This window comes from Paenibacillus sp. FSL R5-0470 (genome assembly GCF_037975205.1).
GTDB lineage: Bacteria > Bacillota > Bacilli > Paenibacillales > Paenibacillaceae > Paenibacillus_AQ.
In genome coordinates, this window is record NZ_CP150238.1 from 2874044 (window position 1) to 2899389 (window position 25346).

The following is a 25346-nucleotide window of genomic DNA, read 5'->3' on the forward strand; positions in this document are numbered from 1 at the left end:
TCCTAGATTTACAATTGATTTATGATTAGCGCAAGGAATGAGAGCGGTACTTATTCCACAAAAAATAATTGGGGGTAGCACATGAAAGCAATGAAAAAAGGGCTAATGAGTATTGTTGGTGTCGCGCTTTTAGGTACACAGTTAGTTGCATGTGGAAATACGAACACAGCGAATTCAGCAGTTACACCAAGTAACGCTGACAAGACAGAGCCCGCAGCAACTGAGGCTGCTGCTAAGCCAGTAGAAATTACATGGTGGAATTTTCCGAGCTTTCAAGCTTTAGATGGTGAAGTTGGCAAATATGAGAAGGAAATCATTGCAGCTTTTAATGAGAAGAACCCTGAAATTAAAGTCAATCTTGAGATGATCACCTTTGAAGGCGGCCCTGAAAAACTGAATGTCGCAATTGCTTCGAATACCGCACCGGATGTGATCTATGATGCACCTGGACGGATTATCGATTGGGGTAAAAAGGATTTGCTTGCTCCGCTTAACGACATGGTGACTGATGAAGTGAAGAATGATATCTCCGAAGCTTTCTGGAAGCAGTCAAGTGTAGGCGACAACATCTTTATGTACCCGATCAATACAGCACCATTTATGATGGCTGTTAATAAGTCTATTTTTGAAAAGATTGGCGCTCTAGATTTACTACCTTTGGATAAGGAAGATAGAACTTGGACGTTTGAAGAATATAAAAAGGCGTTGGAAGCTGTAAAAGAAAAGGCCCCGGACGTTATTCCTACAGGATTCTTCGCGAAGAGCCAAGCTGGAGACCAAGGCACTCGCGCTTATCTTGCTAACTTAGGTGTATCCCGATTCTTAAATGAAGATAACTCAGCAGTCGCTATCAATACTGATAATGCTGCTAAAGCGTTAGATTGGATTGTCCAAGCTACGAAAGATAAACTCAGTGTCTCTGGTGCAGCTTCACTTGCGGCTGCTGACGTGAACGATTTGTTCCTGCAAGGGAAATTGGCCTTTACACTTAACTATTCCGCTGTACTAAAAGCACAGAACGTATCCAAAAAAATGGTTCAGTTCGAAGATATTCTCCTTCCATTCCCTACACTAGATGGTTCGGAACCAAAGCTTGAACCATATCTGGGCGGTATGGCTGTATTTAACAATGGGGATGAAGCTAAGATTGCAGCTTCCAAAAAGCTGATTGATTTTATTGCTAATGATCCTGTATGGGGTAAGAAAAACTTGATTCAAACAGGCGGACTCTCGGTTCGTAATTCTATTACTGGTCTTTATGACGATCCAGAGTATAAATACGCTGAATATGCACGTAAATTTACGACAGATGCACCAACGATTGCTGATGGATATGCAGATATTCGTACGTTCTGGTTCCCTGAATTACAACGTGCTTTAACTGGAGGCGCAACCGGCAAGGAAGCTTTGGATAGTTTTGCTACAAAGGCTAACGAAGCTATTACTAAAGCAAAAGCTGCTATGAAATAAATAGTGAATGGTGTTAAAAAGAATAGAGTGCGGGAAGCACTCTATTCTTTTAAAAAAAATGAAAATTTTAAAGCTACGCACCTATAAATATCATTACTTTTCATCAGAGAAATGGGGAGAAGGTTGTGGGGACAACGGTACGCAAAATTAAAGGTTATGTGATACGTGACTGGATGATGAGTTATCTTTTCTTATTACCAGCGTTTGGATTTTTTCTTCTGTTTGTAGCCTACCCAATGATAAAAGGGGTTTATATTAGTTTCTTTGATTACTCGCTGAGAGATTTTAGTTTTATTGGTCTCGATAATTATATTTCATTATTTAAAGATGATAATTTCATGAAGTCCATGGGAAATACTTTATTACTCGTAGTGATCACCGTACCGATCGTGATTATCTTTTCACTGTTTGTCTCCATGAATATTTATAAGAAAAAAGAGTTTGCTAGATCGTTTTTCCGCGGTGTGTTCTACTTGCCAGCCGTATCTTCGGTCGTAAGTATTACAGTCGTTTGGGGCTGGATTTACCATCCCAACTACGGAATTCTGAATTATTTGACGGGTTTATTTGGAATGGAGCCTGTTTCATGGCTTGGGGATACAAGAACCGCTTTACTTGCAATTATCGTGGTCTTAATAACGACTTCTGTAGGGCAACCGATCATTTTGTATGTGGCCTCCATTGGTAACATTCCTACCTCATATATTGAAGCCGCAGAGATAGATCGAGCAACCCCTTGGCAAATTTTCCGGAAAATATTATGGCCGATGCTGATGCCAACGAACTTATATATTATCGTGATTACCACGATTAATACCTTTCAGTGTTTTGCACTGATTCAACTCCTTACCTCAGGTGGACCTGTATATAGCACTTCAACTGTTATGTATGGGGTATATGAACAAGCCTTTATGCTAGGTCATTTCGGATATGCCTCTGCAATGGGCGTCATACTCGCAATTGTAATTGGGATCATTTCTATCATTCAATTCAAATACTTTGGCAGCGATGTTGAGTATTAAGGAGGGGACATCATGAATTCTACGAATCCATTAGAACTGAAAGCACCTATTATCCAGTCTAAGAAAGTAAGCGCATGGAAAAAAGAATTAACGATTCCAAAAATAATCGCTACAATCCTATTGATTTTGGCTACATTATTTTTTATCTTTCCCTTTTACTGGGTAGTGTCGGGGGCCTTTAAACTTCAAACTGTGGCAACGACCATCCCACCGGAGTGGTTTCCGTTAAAGCCGACGTTACAGAACTGGACAGAATTATTTAAGAATCCAGTAGAACGCTGGATGTTTAATAGCTTTATTATTGCTTTTGCAGAAATGGCTGCGATCTGTATTGTCTCCTCCTGTGCCGGATATGTTCTCGCAAAGAAATCATTTCCAGGACGAGGAATTATCTTCACGATGTTTGTTGCCGCTATGGCATTGCCTAAGCAAGTTATTCTCGTTCCGCTGTTTACGATGTTAGCAGACTTTGGTTGGGTCAATACGTATAAAGGGCTTATTTTACCGGCGATTGGCTGGCCATTTGGAGTCTTTTTGATGAAACAGTTCGCGCAGACGATTCCGGGAGAGTTGATTGAAGCGGCAAAAATTGACGGCAGCTCGGAAATTCGATTGTTCGGAACGATCATTTTACCGTTATTGAAACCAGCAGTTGGTGCACTGGCTATATTCACCTTTATTACTTCATGGAACGATTATTTCAGCCAGCTAATCATGACGCGATCTACTTCGATGATGACCTTGCCACTTGGGGTTGCGACACTTCGAGGCGAATTCACAACGAACTATGGACTGCTTATGGCAGGAGCTGCGTTAGCTTCAATTCCTATGATTGCGATTTTCCTAATGTTTCAAAAGGCATTCACACAAGGGATTACGATGGGTGCTGTTAAGGGTTAAATATTCTTATAACAACGTAAATTAATGAGCTGTGATTAAACGATGGAGGCTATTATCTATGAAATCTTATAATCTTGAAGCTTTTAAAGGCATTATTATCGCTTTGTACTCCAGTTATGATGCTGAGGGGAATATAGATAAAGAAGCGGCACGTAAATTAGCTCGTCATTATGCTTCTACAGGTGTGAAAGGGCTTTATGTTGGCGGAAGCTCAGGCGAAGGCATGCTGCAATCTGTAGAAGAGCGTAAACAAATGCTCGAAGCAGTTATAGCGGAAGTAGGAGATGAGCTTACGATCATTGCTCATGTAGGTGCTCCATCTACAAGAGACAGTGTTGAGCTAGCAGTACATGCTGAATTAGTTGGCGCACATGCGGTATCGGCTGTTCCGGCTATCTATTATCGTTTGTCTCCAGACAGTGTAGAGAGTCATTGGCAGGCGATCATTGATAGTACTTCACTTCCATTTATTATCTACCACATCCCGCAAACGACAGGCTTTCAATTATCTAAAAGCTTGTTAGTGAAGATGGCCGCGCAGGATAAAGTGATTGGCGTGAAGATTTCAGCAGAAAGTACATTTGAGCTTCAGCAGTTTAAGGCAGCAGGTGGAAATGATTTTCTTGTATTGAATGGACCAGATGAGCAGTACTTAGCTGGCCGCAGCATTGGGGCAGATGGTGGGATTGGTGGAACCTACGGGGTTATGCCCGAGCTATTTTTAAAAGTAGAACAATGTTATGGGCAAGGCGATATGGCTGAGGCGCAGAAATGGCAGTTCATTATCAATGATCTCATTGTAGAGTTATTATCCTTTCCATCATTATATGGTGCATGCAAAGCAATTCTGAGTTTGCGTGGATTTGAAACGGGCCAACCGAGAATGCCACTTCTACCCATCAAGGCTTCGGATCAGGATCGGGTGGAAGCTCTCAACAATAGAATATTAGAGTATATTCTTGAAGCGAAGGGATAGGGTTTATGATGACTCGAATGAGCGATATCTTTCCGATGAAAGGTCTGATCGTGTCATGTCAGGCACTTGAGCATGAGCCGCTTCATGGTGGAGATACAATGGCAAAAATGGCAAGATCGGCGGTTCAATCAGGGGCAATTGGAATTCGGACGAATGGGGTTCCAGATATTCTAGCGATTAAAGAAGAAGTAAATGTACCGGTTATTGGACTTATTAAACGTGATATTCCCGGATCAGCCATATTTATTACGCCAACTCTGGATGAGGTGAAAGCAATCGTGTCCGCTAAAGCGGATATTGTTGCATTAGATGTTACGAATCGGGAAGGTCGCTTAGCGTCGGTTAAGCCTTTAATCGCATATGCCCATCAAATGGGTGTGCTTGTAATGGCAGATATATCGACTTTGGAGGAAGGACTGGCAGCGGAAGAATTAGGTGTAGATTTTATTGGTACAACACTTTCGGGCTATACACCATACAGCACACAACAAGAAGGACCAGATCTTGTCTTGCTTCAGCAGTTATGCGAGTTCGTGAAGATTCCCGTAGTTGCAGAAGGGCGTATATGGACACCAGAAGATGCGGCGAGAGCTAAGAGGGCTGGGGCATCTTATGTAGTTGTAGGAAGTGCGATTACAAGGCCACAATTAATCACATCACGCTATGTCAAAGCCGTGAGCGATTGCTGAGATTGAAGGAGGCGAGTCCGTGTTAGAAGGATATGATCCTCTAATGGAATATGCTGTCGGAGTGGATATCGGTGGAACGAAAATTAATGCTGGTCTGGTTACACCACATGGGGACGTAGTACATACTGTAAGTCTGAGTACAAAGGCTGGGTTCACGAAGACTGTGGACCGAGCTTTTCAGGCTATTCAAAGGTTAATAGAAGAAGTTACAGCCATGAATGCAGGCATTCAATTTAAAGGGATTGGTGTAGGAACGGCAGGACAAATCGATTGGAAGGCGGGGAGTATTCGCTCAGCCTCTGAGCTTATTCCTGGATATGCTGGGACAGATTTGAAAGCGTTGCTTCAGACTCAGTTCCAGCTTCCAGTAATCGTAGATAATGACGTGAATGTACTGGCATTAACAGAGAAATATTTAGGTTCTTGTATAGGTGTAGAAGATTTTATCTGTCTTGCACTTGGAACGGGTGTAGGCGGAGCAATTATTGTAGAAGGTCGCCTTGTTCATGGTTCTTGGGGTGGGGCTGGAGAGTTAGGGCATATGTCTGTAGATTTCAAAGGGCCGACATGCGTTTGTGGTGGGAAAGGCTGCTTAGAGCACTATGCGTCAGGCACAAGCATAGCTCGTCGTATGCAGGAAAAACTAACTATACACAGCCTGCCACTTGATAACATAAACTCACGAGAAGTGATCGAGAGATGGAGGGAAGGAGACCGTCTAGCTACAGAAGTAATGAAAGAAACAATTGCTGCGCTTGGTTCAGCTATCGCTTCGTTTATTCATATTTTTAACCCAAAGGTTATTGTTATTGGTGGTGGAGTGGCTGAAGCAGGTGAGCTATTATTCGAAGGAATAAGAAGAGAAGTGGCTACGAGAACGATGCCATCGATGCTGGAAGGCGTCCGCATTGAAGCAGCCTATCGTGGCAATTCCTGTGGAATGATTGGTGCGGCATTACAGATCTGGGAGTACGGAGTCCCATCCCTTTCATCTAGTAATGAAGGCTTTATCTAAATCTCTTGATTAAATAGAATAATTTACCGATAATGTTAAAGGGGATGAGAGGAAAGGTCAAATCTTTCTGGGGTCCCTAATCCGTTTATAAGGAGTGATGATGTTTGAGTACGAACAACACCACAATGAAGTCCGAGAGAGGTCAGTATTCGTAAGGGAAGAACACCTCTCAATGACTACGGGAGGCACTATCGGAAATGATGACTTTAATGAACATGGTGAGGGGAACAGAGAACGATCTACCTGCCAAAGAGATGATCAAGTATTGGAATCATGAGCCTGGAACTTTGAAGCTTGTGAGAGCAAGTAGCAATTTTATTTATACGTTTCAATGGAATAGTAAGCACTATTATTTAAGGTTTACTCACGAAGAGGATAATAGCGCAGAGAATATTCAGGCTGAACTAGATTTTATGATGTACTTATTGGAACAGGGCTATGAGACCGTGGCGCCATTACGATCCAAGCAAGGGAAGTGGATTGAGACCCTTTCAACTGGAAATAGCAAATATCACGGGGTTGTTTTTGAACAAGCCCAAGGGGAGTACGTTCCACTTGAAGAGATGTCGGAGCTGCAGTTCCAACATTGGGGTCAAACGCTCGCGAGATTGCATAATTTATCTGAGACTTATGCTCCGAGCACACCCGCACGTAAAAGCTGGGTCGATTCGCTTCAATTTATTTTATCCGTATTAAGAAGACACCCCGAGGAGCATAAAGCGCTTAAGGAATATGAACGAATTGAGGCGTGGCTAAGTGAGCTCTCTTTTGGCGTAGGGCATACGGGGCTGATCCATTTTGATTTTGAGACAGACAATATCTTTTATATGAGAGAGACATCTCAATATAGTGCGATCGACTTTGATGACTCTATGTATCACTGGTTTGCGATGGATATCACATCAGCGTTAAGAGATCTATCCAAGCAGAATGATGAGGAGAGCAAGAAGAACATCGATCTTTTTATTAGTGGATATAGATCTGTAAAGCGGCTGGATGATGAATATATCAAGCTATTGCCAGAATTCCAAAGATTCTCTGACTTATATGGATTCGCTAGGTTGCTTCGAAGTTTAGAGAATTTGGACGTATCTATTTGTCCGGAATGGGCACTACAGCTTAAAGCTAAATTAGATGCAATCTGTGATCGTATTCGGAATGGCTTTCATCCACATATTGCGCTGAAGACAATCACTGAGAATAACTGGTATGCCTGTACGCAATTAGAGGTATCCAATGAGCAAAAAACGGTTTTTCCTGTACCGGTAGTCTATTGGTTAGCAGAATCGGCTTATTGCGGAATGACTCCGTTGGCTTTATACGCAGATGAAGAATTGGTAGGATTCTCAGTATATGCTGTTGATCCTGAGGACGGAAGTTATTGGATTATGGCTTTTATGATTGATCAGAAATATCAGAATAGAGGATTCGGTAGAACCGGAATGGATGCCTTGATTCGAACTATAAAAGAGAAACATCACTGCGACAAAATCGTTATTGGACATCGAATAGAGAACGAACGTGCTTCGAACTTATATACATCCCTTGGATTCGTTGAAGTGAGCAGGGATGAGGTTGAAGTTATACGTGAGTTGATAGTGTAAAGAAAAGAGGCCGTTCCAAAAGTAGTTTTTAACTACTCGGGAGCGGCTCTTCTTGTTATCCTGTAAATGAATTTCCAAATGATGATCCAAGTGAAGTTTCAATAGAACAATTAGGGAATTTCTCCCTCTAATTCTGAGATTATTGGTTGCCAGACTTATAATTAGGGAAAACCTCCCCTAAATTCGTCTGATTTGATGAGAATTAAAGGAATTATCCTGATTTATAGGGAGGAATTCCCTAATTTCATTCATTATTAGCGGATATCGACTTTTTATAGGGAGTTTTTCCCTAATCAGTTTTAAACCATCAAATATTAGCCCACTCCTGCTCTAAAGAGGAATAGACGATCTCGTTGCACCATTGCTGATTACAGAATCTAGTCTCCCTAAGAACTCCATCTTTTAACATTCCTGCTCTAATCATTACTTTCTCAGATTGCACATTCTCGGCGTTGGCATAAGCAACAACCCTATGTGCATTAAGAGAGCTAAAGGCATAACCTATCAGAGACTTCACGGCTTCAGTTGCATATCCCATTTTCCAATAGTCCGGGAGTAGGACCCAACCGATTTCCCATTCTCTGATTTCTTCCCAGTTTAACTTTATGCTGACATTACCGATGGGCTTCATATCCAGCTTTGTACATATTGCAAGATCATAATATTGCCGTGGATCACTTGTTGCTTGAGACAAGATCGAAAGGAAGTCATCTTTAATTTGTTTTGCATCAGGTGCAGTGTTCTCATATTTGTAGGATAGGGGATTTTGTTCTAGTTCTTCATAAAAAGAAGAATCACTGCTTGTATAATCTCTTAAAATTAATCGGTTCGATACTATTTCCATGAATATAACACTCCTAGTTTAAGTTTTAATTGTTCTTCAGTTGCTACCGCCTAATACGATTACAAAGAATCTGTTAAACGTACACTGTAACTTCTTGTAGATCCATGTAATTTCCTTTATTTTTCATAATATTTACACATTATAAAAATATAAGCTTAACAACTTTCCATTTTTATCTACAAAAATAGTGGAATTGTGATAAAGTAATATTGGTTTATTTACTAGAGGGGGATTTTGGAAATGAAAATGATTAAATGGGGCATCACTGCAGCGCTGGCAGTATCTATGTTTGGTCCAATTCATACAGCGAAGGCAGCAGATACAAGTGTACAAGCAGAGACTACGACTCAAAACAACGATGATCTAATCTTTAAGATGGACTATACGGAGATGACCGTTGGTGACAAGGTTCCGGTGCAGATTTTTGCAAAAGGTCCAGATGGCTCATCGGAACGTGTTCCACTGTCTCAAGCAGATATGGTGATCGAGAAGCCTTACTTATTGCAAAAGCTGCCAGATGGCTCAATGAAAGCATTAGCCGTTGGTGAAACAAATGTAACCGTACGTTCAGGAACTAATTCCAAAACGTTAAAGGTATCTATCAGTGCTGATAAGGACATCGAAAATGGTGTATTAATCAATGGCACGATGTATTTGCCTGTACAAACTACCTTTAAGAGTTTAGGTGCAACTATTCAGACGAATACAGCCACTAAGACTTTTAGTATTCGTGTAGGGGATTTGCCTATTCAGCTTCAACTGGGCAGCGATATTGCTATGGTGAATGGGAATAAGGTGAAAATGAGTGGTAAAGTGCAAACCGTGGATGGAGGAGCTGTATTCCCTGCAACCCTCTTAAAAACTTCATTGGGAGCAGTGTTGGATTTTGGTGCTCATTATGAGTCTTTGAACATCAATTTGGGTAAAGCGGAGTTATTTGCGTATACGAAAAATACGTTAAAAATAGCTAAAAGAGAATCTCAAGGGGATCTCGCTAAGCTAATCGGAAAGACTTATTGGTTCAACCAGTTTGACTCTGACTATAAATTCCAAAAAGCAACGATTGTTGATATTCTAGTGAACGACGATAATGAGTTTGCGATTTCTTTTCAATTGGCATCAGGTAAAGTTGTGGAGACTTATGATATGGAATATGATCAGGTCACTCGCGTTCTAGCAAACAAAGAGTATTTCTTTACGTCTGATCCTACCAAAATCTATAAATGGTCTAATGCGATTTGGGCCAAAATCAAGGCGGGTACAATTTCGACAGGGATGACGAAGCAGCAAGTAGAATTAAGCTGGGGCACTCCAATTGATAAATCAAGTCTATCCGGCAGTGGAATTACAGTTGAGACTTGGCAGTATAGAAATTATAATTACGTAACCTTTACAAATGGTGTTGTCTCTATGATTTACACAAATTAATGTAAGGGAACTATAACTTCATTTTAAATCAAAGGACGTCTTCAGGTTCATTACCGGGCGTCCTTTTCATATATTCGAACGCCTCATCATTGATTTAGTCATAGAGCCTGTCTCTGAAGCATATCTTTTGAAAGAAGCACTTTCAGAATGAAATGTTGACTATTTATTGACCGAAATGAGGGTTTATTCATGGCAAAGTCAAAACGTGGACATGCACTGTGGAGTTTACCATCCAGGGGTCGGGGTACTTGTCCGGTCTGTCAGAGTACACGGATCAAACTGCTTTATCCAAAAAGAAAAACGGACGGATCAGTCGTTAAGGTTTGTAAGCGTTGTGACAAGGCGCCTCAGACGAAAGTGGATGCAGTGTTGGTGTAAAAGAGTAACGCAAGGATGCCTAGTTGCAGCTATATGCATTTTGCATGTAGGTACAACTAGGCATCCTTATTTTGAAATATAAGAAAGTATACATTTCACACTATGCTGGGTATGAAATTATTTCAGCGTACGATGAATGACCTGATCACGTCTAGGTCCCACAGAAACAGTAGAAATACGTATTCCAATAGACGTTTCAATAAAGTCTACGTAACTTTTAGCTTGCTCTGGCAGCTCGTCGAAGTTCGTGATATGGGAAATATCGCAGTTCCAGCCAGATAAATGCGTTACTATCGGTTTTGCTGTGTTTAACTTATTTGTTGCTGGAAACTTGTCGGTGATTTCCCCATTTTCAAGCTCATAGGCAACGCAAACCGGAATCTCATTTAAATAACCAAGAACATCCAGATTGGTCAGCACAACCTCCGTTGCACCTTGCATCAGGCAACCATAGCGTGTAGCTACTGCATCAAACCAACCCATACGTCTAGGACGACCCGTTGTTGCTCCAAATTCCCCAGCATCGCCACCTCGTGTGCGAAGTTCATCCGCTACCGGGCCTTCTAATTCAGATACAAAAGGTCCGGCACCAACACAACTGGAATATGCCTTCGTTACAGCGATAACATTCGTGATGGCAGCCGCAGGTAGACCCGCGCCGACAGGTGCGTATCCGGCAAGTGTCGATGAAGAGGTAGAGTAAGGATATATACCGTGATCAGGATCGCGCAGAGCGCCTAATTGCCCTTCAAGTAGAATCGTTTCTCCTTTTGCATAAGCTTCTTGTAGTATTTCTGTTGTATTGGCAACATATGGTGCCAATTGCGCAGCTTCCTTTTGCAACTGAGCCATTAATTCTGAGACTTGGATAGGGGCTTTCTTATATAAATGCTCCAGCAATACATTTTTTGAAGCAAGTAATTGTTCGAGACGTTTCTCAAGTCGGACGGGATCAAACAAATCTGCAACTTGTATCCCGAGCTTCGCATATTTATCCGCGTAGAATGGCGCTATTCCTCGTTTGGTTGAACCGAACCCTTGTGACCCAAGTCGTTCCTCTTCCAGCTCATCAAACAAACGATGGATCGAGAGTACGATTTGAGCACGCTCAGACACGTACAACTTCGGCTGTGGAACCCCTCTATCTGCTAATGCTTGTAATTCCTTTACTAATACTTCTGTATCAAGAGCTGTTCCTGGTCCAATAATGTTTGTAACTGAAGGGTAAAATACACCAGAAGGCAGCATATGAAGCGAAAATTTTCCATACTGGTTAATGATAGTATGCCCAGCATTACTTCCACCTTGAAAACGAACTACATAGGATGATTGAGCGGCTAGTACATCTGTCATTTTTCCTTTGCCTTCATCTCCCCAGTTAGCTCCTACAATTGCGATTACGGTCACGTGATTACCTCCCAAGCTTGTGATTGGCTACAGGTCTAAGTATAATGCTAGATATAACATTAGAAAAATTGATATATGTAATATCTATTATAAGGTGAGGTAATGACTTGGGGATGGACATCAACTTGGAATGGTATCGCTCTTTTTATTGGGTAGCACAAACAGGCAGCTTAACTGCGGCAGCAGAACGGCTGAATATCACACAACCCGCGGTGAGTCACACGATTAAGCAATTGGAAGAAAAGATGGGCGGCCCCTTATTTTTCCGTACCTCTAGAGGGGTGGATCTAACAACAGAAGGAAAAGTACTGCTGCGATTCATTGAGCAAGCCTTTCAGAATGTGGAGATGGGTGAGCGAGCGATTGCAGAAATGAACAATTTAAATAGTGGGGAGATTCATATCGGTGCAAGCGATACCCTCTGCAAACATTACTTGTTATCTTATCTCGAGCAATATCATGAACAATATCCTAACGTACGTATTCATATTACGAATCGAACAACACCGGAAACGCTCACGCTTTTAAAAGAAGGCAAAATTGATTTCGGCATCGTAAGCTTACCGGCATCTGACAAGCAGATTGAATTTCGTAAGAGTACACGGCTCCAAGATTGTCTTGTAGGAGGCAAGGGCTTCCGTCATTTAGCAGATAATACGATGCCGCTTGCAAACATCAAGCAGTACCCATTATTATTCCTGGAGCCAGGAGGCAGCACAAGAAAGTACATAGATGGGTTTCTTGCCTCCAATCATGTGACGATAACACCAGAGTTTGAACTAGGCAGTGTGGATCTTCTTGTTCAGTTCGCTTTGCGTGGCTTTGGTCTAGCTTTTGTTATTCGTGATTATGTAAGGGAAGAATTAAAAAGTGGGGAGCTTGTAGAAATCCCTTTAGATCCGCCATTTCCAGAGCGTAACATCGGGATAGCGACTCTTCGAGGGGTTCCACTCTCTGCTGCATCAAAGTCCTTTCTAACCTTATTGGACTAAATTAAATCGGGTGCGGGATTATACACATGAGGAGGAGGCTAAGCTATGAGTGATTTGCTTGGTCGGCTACGTAAGGGATACGGGAAAAAGCTGCGTGCACTTCACACCTGGAACGGCTGGATCGTCGTGATATTGGTCTTGACTGGGCTTGTGCTAGTAGGCGGTTTCTGGCGAGGTTTCCTTGGTGAAGGCAGGGTATGGATTAAAGGCTTGCATATTGTGGTAGGAATTGCATCTATCCTTCCAGTGATCTATTATCTTCTGCTGGCCAGTAAACATTGGAAACAGCTAAAGGAAAAGCCTTGGCAGCGGTTCAATGTACTTGTTGTGCTCTTCCTGTTGCTTGGGTGGTTCGTTTCTGGTGTATTGTTATGGCAGTTTCGTACGGTAGGACCGCAAGTATCTAATCTTGCATTGGTCGTTCATGATGTCCTGACATGGATTGGACTGCCATACATTATCTATCACTCATTGACTCGTGTGAAGTGGTTGAAGGAGCCGAATCGTCGGACCATCAAGAGCGAGGGAAGTGCCATTACAACATCTCAGAATACTCCGCAGCCAGTCTATACACGTAGAGCTTTTATTCGAGGGACGATCGGTGTAGGGCTTGCCCTTACAATCGGACCCTCATTTGTAAAATGGTTAGGCAGCTCGATTGGAAACATCGGTGGCAGCGAAACGATCGATAAATTAATCGAGAATGACCGCAATCAGCTGTTGCCAGCACCGCAGCCACTGGCGGCATCGTCACCGCCTCTTGGAGGTGGGTCGCAGGGTCAATTCCGTGTTTATACTGTAACCCCTATTCCTGAGTTCACGAACGATAATTGGTCCTTTAAGTTGGATGGTCTTGTTGATCAGAGCTTTACATGGAATTGGGAGCAATTCGTTCAATTGCAACGGACGGTTCAAGTGAGTGATTTTCACTGCGTGACAGGTTGGTCCGTCTATAAGAATACCTGGGAGGGCATCAAGCTGAAGGATCTTCTACAACTGGCTGGTGTGAAGTCCACTGCAAAGACAGTGAAGTTCTACTCAGGGGATGGAGTATATACAGATACCCTTACGCTGGAGCAGGCGGATATGGACGATGTTATGGTCGCGGTGATGCATGATGGGAAACCGATTCCGAGCGATCTCGGTGGACCGGTTCGGCTAATTGTCCCCAAAATGTTCGCTTACAAGTCAGTGAAGTGGCTGAACCGGATTGAACTAATCGAGGGAGAGCATACAGGATACTGGGAGCAACGAGGCTATTCGAATGATGCTTGGGTATAAATGAGTTTACTTAACCTTAATGGGCTTTGGGCCTGTTAAGGTTTTTTTGTGATTAGGGATGTAATCACAGAAATATTTCCATATATATAGAAGTGAATCAACGAGGGGCAGAGATCATCTGCGGAAAATTAGTTTTTTTGTAAATAAAAGGAGTATGGTGAGTTGGTTTCTGATAAAATAAAGCAAATGATGGAAAAAGTTACCGGATCGGTTAGGGAGGTGTTTATGTTGAACGGTGCGAGATCCGTAAAGCTATTAGGACTTATAGTTGCCGTGATGTTACTGAATATTATCGTTTTGTCACCAGGGTTATTAGGGGTCGAAATTGGGGGAGTAAGCGTTCTAGAGACTTCCTTTGGCGTGACATTAGTAGTGATCAGTCTACTTGTTGTCCTTTATGGAAGTTATAATTTGCTGTTTAAAGCTTCGGTGGTTCCACCTGTAAAAGAGATAAAGACGCATGAGGATTATATAGCAGCGCTCACGCAATACAAAAATGTAAAGGTGCTGAAGAAGGACATTACACTGGCTTTGGATCAGGTCATTCGAATGGAAAAGAAGAAAAACACGTTAATGGTTGTCCTTGGTCAGAGATTTGAGCAGTCGGAGCTAAGCTTCAAGAAGTTTGGTGCGGTCAGTTATGAAGTAGAGAAGCTTTTCTATCTGAACATTCGAGGGATACTTAATAAGTTAAGTGTTTTTGACGCTTCGGAATTCTCCCTTTTTGCCAGTCAGCAGAGACCTGCGCAGTTCTCGGATAAATTGGTGCAGAAAAAAACAGCGCTATACAATGAATACTTGGCTTATGTAACAGGTTATCTCGGTGCAAACGAAGAGATTTTGCTGAAGTTAGATCAATTACTTCTCGAAATATCGCTTTTAGACAGTACGAATTATAAAGATGTTGAAGATATGCCTTGTATGAAGGAGATCGATGAATTGATCAAACAGACGAAATTCTATAAGCAATGAAAGGAAGATGCGAATGGCTAGGAAAGGGAGAACATTTTTAGTCCTTGGGATTATAACAGTTGTAGTTTTTGCTCTTGTGTACTTTGGGATCACCTTAACATCTAATTTAGGTAAAACCACTACTGAGGTTTCGTCAGAAGATGCAGGAAAGCGGCTGGAAAAACTTTATAAAAAAATTAACGTAAATATCGCGGAGCAAGTTAAAGGACAAATCGACCTTGATCCTGTAGCGATTGGTGATTCCTTACCGGATATTTCTAAATTCCCTATATCAGTAACCAATACAACGGATAGCTTTGTCGAAATCTTTTCATCCACAGAGAAATCAGGAACGGGTAATGATGGATGGCTTAATGAAGTGGCGACAGACTTTAATAGTTCCAATATAGAAGTGAACGGATTACCTGTTTCAGTAAAAATTCGCAATATTGCTTCAGGAACAGCGACGGATTACATAAGGTCTGGTAAATATATACCAGATGCGTTTACACCATCCAATGAGTTATGGGGTGAGATGGTAAAAGCGAACGGAATGAATACGCAGCTTATAACCAATCGTCTTATTGGTAATGTAGCCGGTATTGTCACGAATAAAACGAAATATGATGAGTTAGTAGAAAAGTATGGTTCTTTAAACGTTAAGACGATTACTGATGCTATAGCGAATAATGAATTATCTATGGGTTACACAGATCCTTTTGCCAGCTCAACAGGTTTGAACTTTCTTGTGACTGCACTTGGGACGTTTGACAGCTCTGATTTGCTTGGAGCGCAAGCGGTTCAGGGCTTTGAGAAATTCCAAGCGAATGTACCTTTTATCGCATCGACTACTTTACAAATGCGTGATGCGGCTAAAACTGGGAAGCTGGATGCTTTTGTATTAGAGTACCAAATATACGCAAATGCCCCCGAACTAAAGGGTAGTTATGTATTTACTCCTTTTGGTGTAAGGCATGACAGCCCTCTTTACGCATTAGGTGATCTTCCACAAGAGAAGCTGGACATTATTAAGAAATTCGCGGAGTTTGTTGAACAGGATAAGTATCAGCGTTTGGGTGAGGAAAAAGGTTTTAATGGACTGAATGACTATCATTCGGAGGTGAATCCAGTGGATGGCAGTCTTTTATCCTCGGCTCAAAAGCTGTGGAAGGAGAAGAAAAACGGCAATAAACCCATTGCGGCAGTATTTGTAGCTGATGTCTCAGGTAGCATGAACGGTGAGCCTTTAAATCGTTTAAAGCAATCATTATTAACAGGACAGAAATACTTAGGCAAAGATAATAGTATTGGTTTTGTTTCCTACTCCGATAACGTTACGATAAATCTTCCAATTGGCAAATATGACACGAATCAGCAGTCGATGTTTGTTGGGGCAATAGATAGTCTTCAGGCGAATGGGGGGACAGCGACTTTTGATGGAATTGTGGTGGCACTCAAAATGCTTCAAGACGAAATGAAGATAAACCCGGAAATCAAACCTTTAATCTTTGTATTAAGTGATGGAGAGACGAATGAAGGACATTCACTGAATGATATCAGGGGCTTAATTGAAACCTACAAAATTCCGATTTACACCATTGGCTACAACGCAAATATTAAAGCACTGGAGAGCATTTCAAGTATTAATGAAGCGGCTAACATCAACGCGGATACAGATGACGTAGTCTATAAAATCGGAAACCTGCTCAATGTCCAAATGTAAGTTACAACTTTTAGGAGGGGTTCTATGTCTTTTACGATGGAAGTGGTAAGTCCGGAGAAATTGAAATCAGCGATTGAAGAACAGGTTAAACCTGAGCCACAGGAAGTAACACAACTGAAGGAAATTGCGATAACCAATGTCTCGACGATTTTGGAGCTGGATTTAGAATCTTTGGATAAGCGAAAAGAAGTGCTGCAATCCATAGACAGCTTCGGGATGAGCACCATGAGATCGTCTTCAGACAAGAACTCTCTTTTGCAAGTTTCTGTAGGGAATTTATCAAAAACGGGGGATGAAGGCGGGCAAGTAGCTAAAGGATTAACGGAACTAAACCTCCAGTTGAAAGATTTAGACCCAAGCGCAGTGGATTTTGCCAAAAGTGGTCTTCTAGGGAAGTTCTTTAACCCATTGCGGAGTTATTTTGCGAAGTATCAAAAAGCAGATGCTGTAATCTCAGATATTATCATTTCTTTAGATAAAGGCAAAACCGTATTGAAAAATGATAACACTACATTAGAGTTTGAGCAGCAATCGCTTAGAGAGCTCACTAAAAAACTGCAGAAAGAAATTCAGCTAGGAATGCTGATGGATCAGGAGATTGAGGCTCAGCTAGATGCAGCCAAGCTACGTAATGAGTCTGAAGAAAGAGTAAAGTTCATAACGGAGGAGGTGTTGTTTCCTCTGCGGCAGCGTGTGATGGATCTGCAACAGATGCTGGTAGTAAATCAGCAGGGAATTATGGCGATTGAAGTGGTTATACGAAATAATAAAGAGCTAATTAGAGGGGTGGACAGAGCTAGAAATGTTACGGTTTCTGCCCTGAAAATCTCCGTTACGGTGGCCAGTGCACTCTATAATCAACGAATTGTTTTGAAAAAGATTGAACTCCTAAATCAAACAACCAACACGCTAATAAGCGGCACCTCAAAAATGTTGAAAGATCAGGGGGCGGCGATCCATAAGCAATCCCTAGAATCTAGCATTTCAGTCGATACATTAAAACAGGCATTTACAGATGTGCTATCCGCTTTAGATTCGATAAGTACGTATAAGCAGGAAGCTCTTCCTAAAATGCGTGAAACCATTAACCAGTTTAGAGAGCTGGCAGATAGCGGAGAACAGCAGATCGTGCGGCTCGAGAAGGGGAATAAGCTGGGCTTGTAGCTATTTCCAGTCTAAACCCATCCTAGCCTTTAGTCTGGTAAGACTCCGGTCCTAAGACTGTTTTGAGCCTTCTCTTTCTCACGTATAATGAGATTAATTGATAACGTGAGAGGAAGGACATAAGAAATGAACGATAAGTTGTATACAATGCCGATCGGAGCGGTAGATTCCATGCAGATTCCTGTAGAATCGAAATCACAATCTAAACCCGGAAAACGTCGATCAAGTCCCAAGACCTATCGGAGTATATTGTATTTTATAATCTCTTTGCCAATTACGATTGTATATTTCGTGTTTATGGTGACAGGATTAGCATTATCGATTGCTTTAACACCAGTTTTCATCGGTATACCCTTGTTTTTCGCAGTAGCTAAAGGGTTAGATTACATTGTGAAATTTGAGCAAGACCTAGTGAGATCACTGCTGGATATCCCTAGACCGAGTGAAGAGCGTAGAACAGATATGAAGCAAGAGGGAGCAGGCTTCCTGCAACGAATGAAGTTAGGTTTTGATGGTGCAAAGTTTGCACGTAACATCATGCTGATTATGGGACGATTCGTATCCAGTATTATCTTCTTTTCACTAACGATAACTGTGGTAGCGGCAGCGCTAGGTCTGATCACACTACCTGTGCTACATCAGATTTTCTTGCAAACGATGGATTTGAATATTTTGGAGAATAGTGTGTTTGCCTTATTTAATATCGACTGGACATTATCTCAGCAATACATTTCCTATGTTGTAGCGGGACTCGTCGTTTCTGTGATCGCAACTTGGGTGATTAAATCGTTGATGGATGTACAGCGTAGAATGTTGTTTGTATCCTACGAGGAAGAACGTCAGTATTAAATGGAAAGAAGCGTAGCTCTTAAAGAGCTACGCTTCTTATACTTTTATCGCTATCTTAATGAATTAGTCCACAGCTCAATAAGTTATCAAGCTTCTAAACAGTAGGCTTGTAGCTGCTTGCGCTTATCAGCAGTCATGCCGAATTCCTGTTCGAGGAAAATCTCTACACTTTTATAACGCGCGTCAATGGCAGAGAAAATGGCTTCCATGAATTCTCTGCGTAATATAAGCGCAGCCATAACAGTATCGACTTCCTTCGGTGACAGATGCTGTGAGGCTTGCTTTTTTATTTGCTCATTCAAAGGACCAAGTGTCTGATTGGAGAGCAAATAGTCTTCTATAATCGTCTCTCTTGAAACCCCAAGTGCTAGGAAGATGAATGCTGATCCTACGCCAGTGCGGTCTCTTCCGCCGGCACAATGATGCAGGATACTGAATTCATCTGGAAGCATAATGGTTGCCATAAGTCGCTTAAAGGAAGGGTTATTAAAGGCCATATCCAAATACATATTAACCAAGAAGTCTGTCGTAAAATGTTCAAGGAATCCAGAACGAACCACATCTCTCATGTCTCCAGGCACCTCTTGCTTTAGCGCAGGTACACAAATGTTATTAACTCCTGGAATGACTGGATCTGGTTTTAAACGAATTTCTTCTATTCCCCGATAATCAAATATGGTCTTAATTCCAAGTGATTTAAAGAGCTTTATATCTCGATCGGTCATTCCTGTTAATTCGGCTGATCGAAAAAACAAACCGTATTTGACTCTACGGCCATCTGAGGTGGTGTATCCGCCCATATCTCGGAAATTGAGGACGCCTTTAAAGGGGAGAACACGACGCTTAGAATCTGTTGTTTCTAGTTTCTGGTTCATTTTCGTACCACCTTTGGTTGGTTATTGAATAGGCTATTCTAAAATGTAGAAAGGGTGTCGCTTAACAATAAAAGTTTGCCCTTAATACTATATATAGTACCATGATAAATGCCGACAACCCGAAAGGATAGTGTGACATTTTATAAACTAATATCTCTGTTAATTGTCGCGTTATTGCGCTGTTTACGGAAAAATTCTAGTAGGAGTGTGTAAAATGAATTTAAAAGAAAAGTTGATAGTAATAAAAGAAAATGGCTACCAAGCACCTCCCGATACATACCAGTTGATACAAGAAATGATACATAACATCGGTTCTGTGGATGCCGAGCTGCGTGATGACCTGATTTATACAATCTTATCACATTGGATTCCTGGTAATTCTCTAACTGCAAATGAACTAGAACAACTTCTTCCAGTTATTTTGGATCATAACCATTTGCATTTTAAGCTTGGTGAAACAAATACAGACACTGTCTTTACTCGATCTTTCTCAATGCTAGTCATAACACTCGTCTTAGAGAGACATAGAGAATCACCATTTCTCTCAAGAGCGCAAATTCATCAGATAAAAGAGAAAGTATTTTACAATGTACAAGAAGAGCGAGATTACCGCGGGTATGATGAAGAAAAAGGCTGGGCTCATGCCATAGCCCATGCAGCAGATGCTTTAGACAATTTAGCTCAATGTTCCGAACTGGATAACAATGACCTCATAACGATTCTCCATTTGGTTTATGAAAAGATGATCATAACAGATCGAATTTACTCCGATGGGGAAGATGAGAGAATGGTAAGACCCATAATTAGTGTTTTAAATAGAAAAATACTTAGTCAGACTTATGTAGAGCAATGGATTCAAGGTTTTGGTGATGTGGAGAAAAATTCAGAGTTTCTTCCTGCCTTTAGACAAAAAAATAATATAAAGAACTTTCTGAAAAGTTTATACTTTCGAGTTAAGTTTTATAAAGTAGATGCCAATCTCTGCCCAACTATCGAGCATACATTATATAAAGTAGAAAAAGTATACTATTCCTAATTAAGAAAAAAGTTAGGTACGGATTCAGGCGCTTGCATAGGATTAAGTTTATTTAAAAAAAGCCCAAAAGATATATGGGCTTTTTTTGTTTCTTATCGCAAAATATAACCCCCATCAGGAAATAGGGTGCTTCCCGTAGTATAGTTATTAGTCATCAAATAAATGGTTGTATGTGCTGCTTCGTAGGCATGTCCTACCCTGCCAAGGATATTCATATTCGTATATTCATCGTAAGACTTGTCTCTAGTCTCTTGTTCTGCTCCAACCCAATTAAAGTTGGTATGAATGGTACCTGGGGAGATGACATTTACTCGAATCGGAGCTAACTCAACAGCCAATGCTTTTCCTAGACTCTCAATCGCGCCGTTACATGCTGCATAGGAGGCACCGTCTGCAAGTGGTCGTTGACTGAATGCGCCAGCCATCAGAACAATAGAGCCAGTTGGACTTATATATGGGATCGCGCATTTCACAGCATTATATTGAGGCCAGAACTTTGCATTAAAGCAGCTATGCGCAATCTCTAAGCTTGAAGTAATCGGTCCTCTAACATAAGAGGCGCCAGGAGTGAACAAATGATCGAAGTTGCCGATTTTTTCAAAAAAAGACTTTAAGTCTTCTTCATTTTGATTATCAAGCGAATGAGTTTCGGTAGATTCGGACCCTAGAATTTGTTGAGCTTTTTCTAATTTATCTTGTGAACGCCCAGCGATTATGACATATGCGCCTTGTTCAACCGCTTGTTTGGCAGTCGCGAGCCCTATTCCGGAGCTTCCTCCGATAATGACGATTCGCTGGTTTTTTAATGAAATACTGGACATTTTTATCTACTCCGTTCATAGTTAAATGGACTTTTAAGTTCTTTTTTTTATTATTAGGTATAAAAGAAATTCTGCACAGTACGCACTTTTTTCGTACTAGGTACGATTGTTCGTACTAGGTACGATTATTCGTACTAGCTGTGAAATAGATTAACTATCGAAAGAGATGATCACATGGATTTACTGGAGCCGAGATTGGCCGGAGTGCTTACAACGCTTGATAAGATCGGTGGAAAGTGGAAGCCGCTCATTTTATTTATTTTATTGATAGATGGTACCAAACGATTTGGCGAACTGCGACGGATCATTCCAGATGTCTCTCAAGGGACATTAACGAAGCAACTACGGGAGCTTGAAGAGGATCAACTTATCGATCGTGTGATTTTTCATGAGCTTCCATTGAGGGTGGAATATAGTATTTCCGAACATGGCAAATCATTAATTACTGTTTTGGATAGCATGTGTGGCTGGGGAAGGATGCATCAGGAATATTTAAATAATACAAATAAGTAGGGGGGCGGACATTATTATAAATACTATTTTGCAGGACCCAACGGGCCAGGCCTATAAGACGCTGATACAGGTAGCTATGGAAGTGTGTGATGAATTTATTTTGGTCAAACGTGATGAGATGGAGTTAGAGCCAGAAGGATATGAACTATTGGAACGGTTACAGCCTTTTCTCAAAGAGATCGTCAAAGATGATTATTGGCCGGGAACTCGGCTTATGGGACATTATGCAGATGTTTATTATTTTAGATGTTCACCGGATGCGGTCGATATCCTACTATCCTATTCTACGTGCTTGTACTCATGGATGCAGACTAGGGTGCCCGATGATCTTTGTTTTTTAAGACAGGGGCAACCGTGGTTAATCAATACAGCTCATGAGCGAGAAAGCCATATTGTAACGGATGTAGAAGAGGAGCTTAACAGACTAGAAGAGAACGGACTATTGTTCCGTGACTTATCTGTGTTTTATCCCTTATAAAGATAACAATGAGACGATGTTTGCAAAGACATAGTCTCTTTTTTTGTGCTGGAAATTTTTTGTAGACAAAACGGTCTACAAGTTGTAAACTCTAATCCAAATGAAAGGTCTAGGAATTGTAGACCAACGGGAGGCGCAAGGTTGAAGGATCTCAGACTGACCGAAATGGAAGGGAGATTTGCGGAATTAATATGGGATCATGAACCGATTCCGTCAGGGAATCTGGTGAAGTTATGTGAATCCGAGCTCAACTGGAAGAAATCTACGACGTATACGATGTTGAAAAGACTTGAGGCTAAAGAGATTTTTGAAAATGATAATGGGGTAGTAGGTTCTCTTATCAAAAAGGATGACTTTTATGCAGAGCAGAGCAATGCGTTTGTCAAGGAAACCTTCGGCGGTTCGTTACCCAAATTTTTGGCTGCTTTTACAAAGAGCCGAAAATTAAGCGATAGCGAAATTGATGATGTTCTAAGACTAATCCATGAGCATAAGGAGGAGTAATGGTGGATCAGCTGTTTGAACATATATTAAACATGAGCATTACGGGAAGTTATGTGATTGTGTTTATCATCGTGGCACGGCTGTTCTTAAGAAAAGTTCCCAAAATATTCTCCTATGCCTTATGGTCTGTGGTTTTGATCCGACTCCTGTGTCCGTTCTCGATTGAGAGTATATTTAGTTTTATCCCATCTGAAGTACAGAACTCACCTCTAAATAAGCTATACACACAAATGCCTCAAATCCAAAATGTAATCAACACATCCGAGCAAGCTGTAAATAATATATCACCCGTACCTATCCCCTCTACACCTGCTGCACCAAGTGGTATAATCCCTTCAAATCCTTCAGACGCGTGGATTAACACAGGCCAATATATATGGTTGATCGGGATTGGGCTGCTGCTCATCTACAGCATTGCTGCCACTGTTCGACTTTCACGAAACTTAAGAGCCGCAACCCCTCTTTTCGAAAATGTATATGAACATAACGGCATCTCCACACCTTTTGTATTCGGCTTCCTTAAGCCTAGAATATACCTTCCAAACGGTCTGTCCGATCATGAAAAAGCTTATATCATCAAACACGAGCAAGTGCACATACACAGATGCGACCACATCATAAAACTTCTCGCGTTCGTTGTTCTGTGTATACATTGGTTTAATCCAGTGGTTTGGCTTGCTTTTTATCTGATGAGTGATGATATGGAGCAGTCCTGTGACGAAAGCGTCATAAGACAGATGGGCAGTGGAATCAAAAAGGAATACTCGACCTCACTTTTGTCCTTATCTACTGGAAGACGATTTATGGGTGGTTCACCGCTTGCCTTTGGCGAGAGCAATACAAAAGGACGAATCAAAAATATTCTGAATTACAAAAAACCAGCCTTTTGGGTTGTTTTAGTCGCAATCTTAGTCGTGGCTGCGCTGTGTGTCGGACTCATAAGTAATCCGAAAAATGATCCATTAACCGTAAAGGATTATGCCGAGCAATTTATGGAGCAGAACATTACGAGCTATGAGAATAGTACAAATGTTAAGATGGTTGACAGTAAAATTACTAAGCTTGAAAAAATAGCGTCATTCGACGATCTGTTTGCAACACCCTTGGAAATTTGGAGTTTAGAATATCGCTTGAAACCGGATGATCCAGCTAAGCTGACGATGACGGAAAATGTGGTTGATGGATTTATCACCGAAGAAGGAAGCATGGGGAAACCGATACTTATTTTTTCTATTATGAATTCAACACCACAATATTTGGGCGTAATCAGGAGTGGAGAGAATGACATATCCACACCAGCCGGTCAGGAAATGGCAGTGCGTATGTTTCTTGAAGTAAACCATCACCTTCCGCATGAAACTTATAGTGGGAAGCATATTCTAGTGAAATTCCCCTTAACGACAGGCGAAACAAGCCAACTGTTGTTATCCCAACCTGTTATTCAAGGAGATTCAGGAATTTGGAGCGTAGAACGCTGGAAGGATTCGAATGGAAATGAATATTACAATACACCTCAAACCGATGTTACGATAGCTGAATATTATGCCCGTCTGCAGACATTAGCGGATCAGGGTGAGGAGCCAGCACTACTTGATCCTTTGCAGGTCGCCATGAATTATATAAGCAATGATATTGGAATGGGTCAGCATGTTAAGCTGGATCAGCTTGTGGTGGACAATGAGGCTACAGCTGATGATTTTGCGATCACGCCCGAGAGTATATTAATGGGCTATGTTTTTAATCTTAGCCTGGAGAATCATTCCTTTGATTTTGATAACATTGAATGGCTAACAATGGAGGATTCCGCTCGCTTTAAAGGGTTGAATATTAATCCAGATGAGGATATGCCCAATGGATTTTATATCCTTAACAAATATACGTATACCGATCCATTAGAGGTTACAGAGGATACGAGATATTCTATAGTTGATGCTAATACGGGTGCTCTAAAAGAAGTAAGCAAGCAGGAGTTTATTGAATATTTCAAGCAATATACTGATTTTGTGCCCCCGTGTGTGATTACTAAAAAAGACGGATATGTCACCAGCATTGCTGAGAAATATATGCCGTAATTTATACGCTGATGAAAAAAGATGAACTTATATTTAAAGCGCTGAAGAACCCGCATTTAGTGAGGGTTCTTCAGCATGTGTATCGGCGCTGGCTCCTTTACGTTACTACCGGCACATTGTATTCGGTTTTTCGCATACATTTGGCTTATTACGTTACCTTCGGCACATTGTATTCGGTTTTTCGCATACATTTGGCTCGTTTACGTTACCTTCGGCACATTGTATTCGGTTTTTCGCATACATTTGGCTCGATTACGTTACCTTCGGCACATTGTATTCGATTTTTCGCATACATTTGGCTCGTTTAGGTTACCTTCGGCACATTGTATTCGGTTTTTCACATACATTTGGCTC

The 25346-nt window shown here is 41.3% G+C and carries 24 protein-coding genes; 20 read left to right on the forward strand and 4 right to left on the reverse strand.

The window, feature by feature from the left end:
* Positions 1 to 81 precede the first annotated feature (81 nt).
* The 7 genes from MKY99_RS12475 (at position 82) to MKY99_RS12505 (ending at position 7676) form a co-directional block, all read left to right on the forward strand.
* Entirely contained in the window at positions 82 to 1470 is a 1389-nt protein-coding gene (locus tag MKY99_RS12475; protein WP_339270781.1) for an extracellular solute-binding protein, read from the forward strand.
* A gap of 173 nt (positions 1471 to 1643) precedes the next feature.
* Positions 1644 to 2492 carry a sugar ABC transporter permease gene (locus MKY99_RS12480; protein ID WP_076283360.1) on the forward strand — a complete coding sequence of 283 codons (849 nt, stop codon included), beginning with the start codon at positions 1644 to 1646 and terminating at the stop codon, positions 2490 to 2492.
* 12 nt (positions 2493 to 2504) lie between these two features.
* Positions 2505 to 3392 (forward strand): carbohydrate ABC transporter permease, encoded by an 888-nt coding sequence (locus MKY99_RS12485; protein WP_081382857.1) that lies wholly within the window; start codon positions 2505 to 2507, stop codon positions 3390 to 3392.
* A gap of 58 nt (positions 3393 to 3450) precedes the next feature.
* Positions 3451 to 4368, forward strand: coding sequence for a dihydrodipicolinate synthase family protein (locus MKY99_RS12490; protein ID WP_339270783.1), 918 nt, complete (start codon positions 3451 to 3453; stop codon positions 4366 to 4368).
* A gap of 17 nt (positions 4369 to 4385) precedes the next feature.
* Positions 4386 to 5057 carry an N-acetylmannosamine-6-phosphate 2-epimerase gene (locus tag MKY99_RS12495; RefSeq protein ID WP_339270785.1) on the forward strand — a complete coding sequence of 224 codons (672 nt, stop codon included), beginning with the start codon at positions 4386 to 4388 and terminating at the stop codon, positions 5055 to 5057.
* A gap of 19 nt (positions 5058 to 5076) precedes the next feature.
* Positions 5077 to 6072, forward strand: a complete 996-nt coding sequence (locus MKY99_RS12500; protein ID WP_339270787.1) for an ROK family protein — start codon at positions 5077 to 5079, stop codon at positions 6070 to 6072.
* Positions 6073 to 6269: 197 nt separating this feature from the next.
* A complete protein-coding gene (locus MKY99_RS12505) occupies positions 6270 to 7676 on the forward strand; it encodes a GNAT family N-acetyltransferase (protein ID WP_339270789.1) in 1407 nt (468 codons plus the stop codon).
* 307 nt (positions 7677 to 7983) lie between these two features.
* On the opposite strand, the gene MKY99_RS12510 is transcribed toward MKY99_RS12505, so the two are convergent.
* The gene (locus tag MKY99_RS12510; RefSeq protein ID WP_339270791.1) at positions 7984 to 8520 is read right to left on the reverse strand and encodes a GNAT family protein; all 537 of its coding nucleotides are present in this window, start codon (positions 8518 to 8520) and stop codon (positions 7984 to 7986) included.
* A gap of 240 nt (positions 8521 to 8760) precedes the next feature.
* On the opposite strand from MKY99_RS12510, the gene MKY99_RS12515 reads away from it, so the two are divergent.
* Both MKY99_RS12515 and MKY99_RS12520 read left to right on the forward strand, forming a co-directional pair.
* Complete coding sequence (locus MKY99_RS12515; RefSeq protein ID WP_339270793.1) at positions 8761 to 9948, forward strand: stalk domain-containing protein; 1188 nt, start codon at positions 8761 to 8763, stop codon at positions 9946 to 9948.
* A 189-nt stretch (positions 9949 to 10137) separates the two neighbouring features.
* Positions 10138 to 10326, forward strand: coding sequence for a hypothetical protein (locus tag MKY99_RS12520; protein WP_076121390.1), 189 nt, complete (start codon positions 10138 to 10140; stop codon positions 10324 to 10326).
* Between the two features lie 117 nt (positions 10327 to 10443).
* Here the strand turns inward: MKY99_RS12520 and MKY99_RS12525 are convergent, their stop codons facing one another.
* The gene (locus MKY99_RS12525) at positions 10444 to 11733 is read right to left on the reverse strand and encodes an adenylosuccinate synthase (RefSeq protein ID WP_339270795.1); all 1290 of its coding nucleotides are present in this window, start codon (positions 11731 to 11733) and stop codon (positions 10444 to 10446) included.
* Positions 11734 to 11846: 113 nt separating this feature from the next.
* On the opposite strand from MKY99_RS12525, the gene MKY99_RS12530 reads away from it, so the two are divergent.
* The 6 genes from MKY99_RS12530 to MKY99_RS12555 all read left to right on the forward strand — a co-directional run bounded on the left by MKY99_RS12530 (position 11847) and on the right by MKY99_RS12555 (position 18693).
* A complete protein-coding gene (locus MKY99_RS12530; protein WP_339270797.1) occupies positions 11847 to 12725 on the forward strand; it encodes a LysR family transcriptional regulator in 879 nt (292 codons plus the stop codon).
* Positions 12726 to 12770: 45 nt separating this feature from the next.
* Positions 12771 to 14006, forward strand: a complete 1236-nt coding sequence (locus MKY99_RS12535; RefSeq protein ID WP_339270799.1) for a molybdopterin-dependent oxidoreductase — start codon at positions 12771 to 12773, stop codon at positions 14004 to 14006.
* A gap of 186 nt (positions 14007 to 14192) precedes the next feature.
* The gene (locus tag MKY99_RS12540; protein ID WP_339270801.1) at positions 14193 to 14978 is read left to right on the forward strand and encodes a hypothetical protein; all 786 of its coding nucleotides are present in this window, start codon (positions 14193 to 14195) and stop codon (positions 14976 to 14978) included.
* A 13-nt stretch (positions 14979 to 14991) separates the two neighbouring features.
* The gene (locus tag MKY99_RS12545) at positions 14992 to 16680 is read left to right on the forward strand and encodes a VWA domain-containing protein (protein ID WP_339270803.1); all 1689 of its coding nucleotides are present in this window, start codon (positions 14992 to 14994) and stop codon (positions 16678 to 16680) included.
* A 24-nt stretch (positions 16681 to 16704) separates the two neighbouring features.
* Positions 16705 to 17844 carry a toxic anion resistance protein gene (locus tag MKY99_RS12550; protein WP_339270805.1) on the forward strand — a complete coding sequence of 380 codons (1140 nt, stop codon included), beginning with the start codon at positions 16705 to 16707 and terminating at the stop codon, positions 17842 to 17844.
* Between the two features lie 126 nt (positions 17845 to 17970).
* Positions 17971 to 18693: a sensor domain-containing protein gene (locus tag MKY99_RS12555; protein ID WP_339270807.1), complete on the forward strand. Its 723-nt coding sequence runs from the start codon at positions 17971 to 17973 to the stop codon at positions 18691 to 18693.
* Positions 18694 to 18779: 86 nt separating this feature from the next.
* Here the strand turns inward: MKY99_RS12555 and MKY99_RS12560 are convergent, their stop codons facing one another.
* Positions 18780 to 19568 (reverse strand): tyrosine-protein phosphatase, encoded by a 789-nt coding sequence (locus tag MKY99_RS12560; protein WP_339270809.1) that lies wholly within the window; start codon positions 19566 to 19568, stop codon positions 18780 to 18782.
* 214 nt (positions 19569 to 19782) lie between these two features.
* Here MKY99_RS12560 and MKY99_RS12565 point away from each other — a divergent pair, with 214 nt between their 5' ends.
* A complete protein-coding gene (locus tag MKY99_RS12565; protein ID WP_339270811.1) occupies positions 19783 to 20604 on the forward strand; it encodes a DUF2785 domain-containing protein in 822 nt (273 codons plus the stop codon).
* Between the two features lie 92 nt (positions 20605 to 20696).
* Here MKY99_RS12565 and MKY99_RS12570 read toward each other — a convergent pair whose 3' ends face one another.
* Positions 20697 to 21425, reverse strand: coding sequence for an SDR family oxidoreductase (locus MKY99_RS12570; protein WP_339270813.1), 729 nt, complete (start codon positions 21423 to 21425; stop codon positions 20697 to 20699).
* A 174-nt stretch (positions 21426 to 21599) separates the two neighbouring features.
* On the opposite strand from MKY99_RS12570, the gene MKY99_RS12575 reads away from it, so the two are divergent.
* The 4 genes from MKY99_RS12575 to MKY99_RS12590 all read left to right on the forward strand — a co-directional run bounded on the left by MKY99_RS12575 (position 21600) and on the right by MKY99_RS12590 (position 24992).
* Positions 21600 to 21938 carry a winged helix-turn-helix transcriptional regulator gene (locus tag MKY99_RS12575; RefSeq protein ID WP_042187604.1) on the forward strand — a complete coding sequence of 113 codons (339 nt, stop codon included), beginning with the start codon at positions 21600 to 21602 and terminating at the stop codon, positions 21936 to 21938.
* 28 nt (positions 21939 to 21966) lie between these two features.
* Positions 21967 to 22416 (forward strand): hypothetical protein, encoded by a 450-nt coding sequence (locus MKY99_RS12580; protein WP_339270815.1) that lies wholly within the window; start codon positions 21967 to 21969, stop codon positions 22414 to 22416.
* 141 nt (positions 22417 to 22557) lie between these two features.
* Positions 22558 to 22920 carry a BlaI/MecI/CopY family transcriptional regulator gene (locus tag MKY99_RS12585; RefSeq protein WP_339270817.1) on the forward strand — a complete coding sequence of 121 codons (363 nt, stop codon included), beginning with the start codon at positions 22558 to 22560 and terminating at the stop codon, positions 22918 to 22920.
* Positions 22920 to 24992 (forward strand): M56 family metallopeptidase, encoded by a 2073-nt coding sequence (locus MKY99_RS12590; protein WP_339270819.1) that lies wholly within the window; start codon positions 22920 to 22922, stop codon positions 24990 to 24992. The genes MKY99_RS12585 and MKY99_RS12590 overlap by 1 nt, the downstream gene beginning before the upstream one ends.
* The last annotated feature ends 354 nt before the right edge of the window (positions 24993 to 25346 follow it).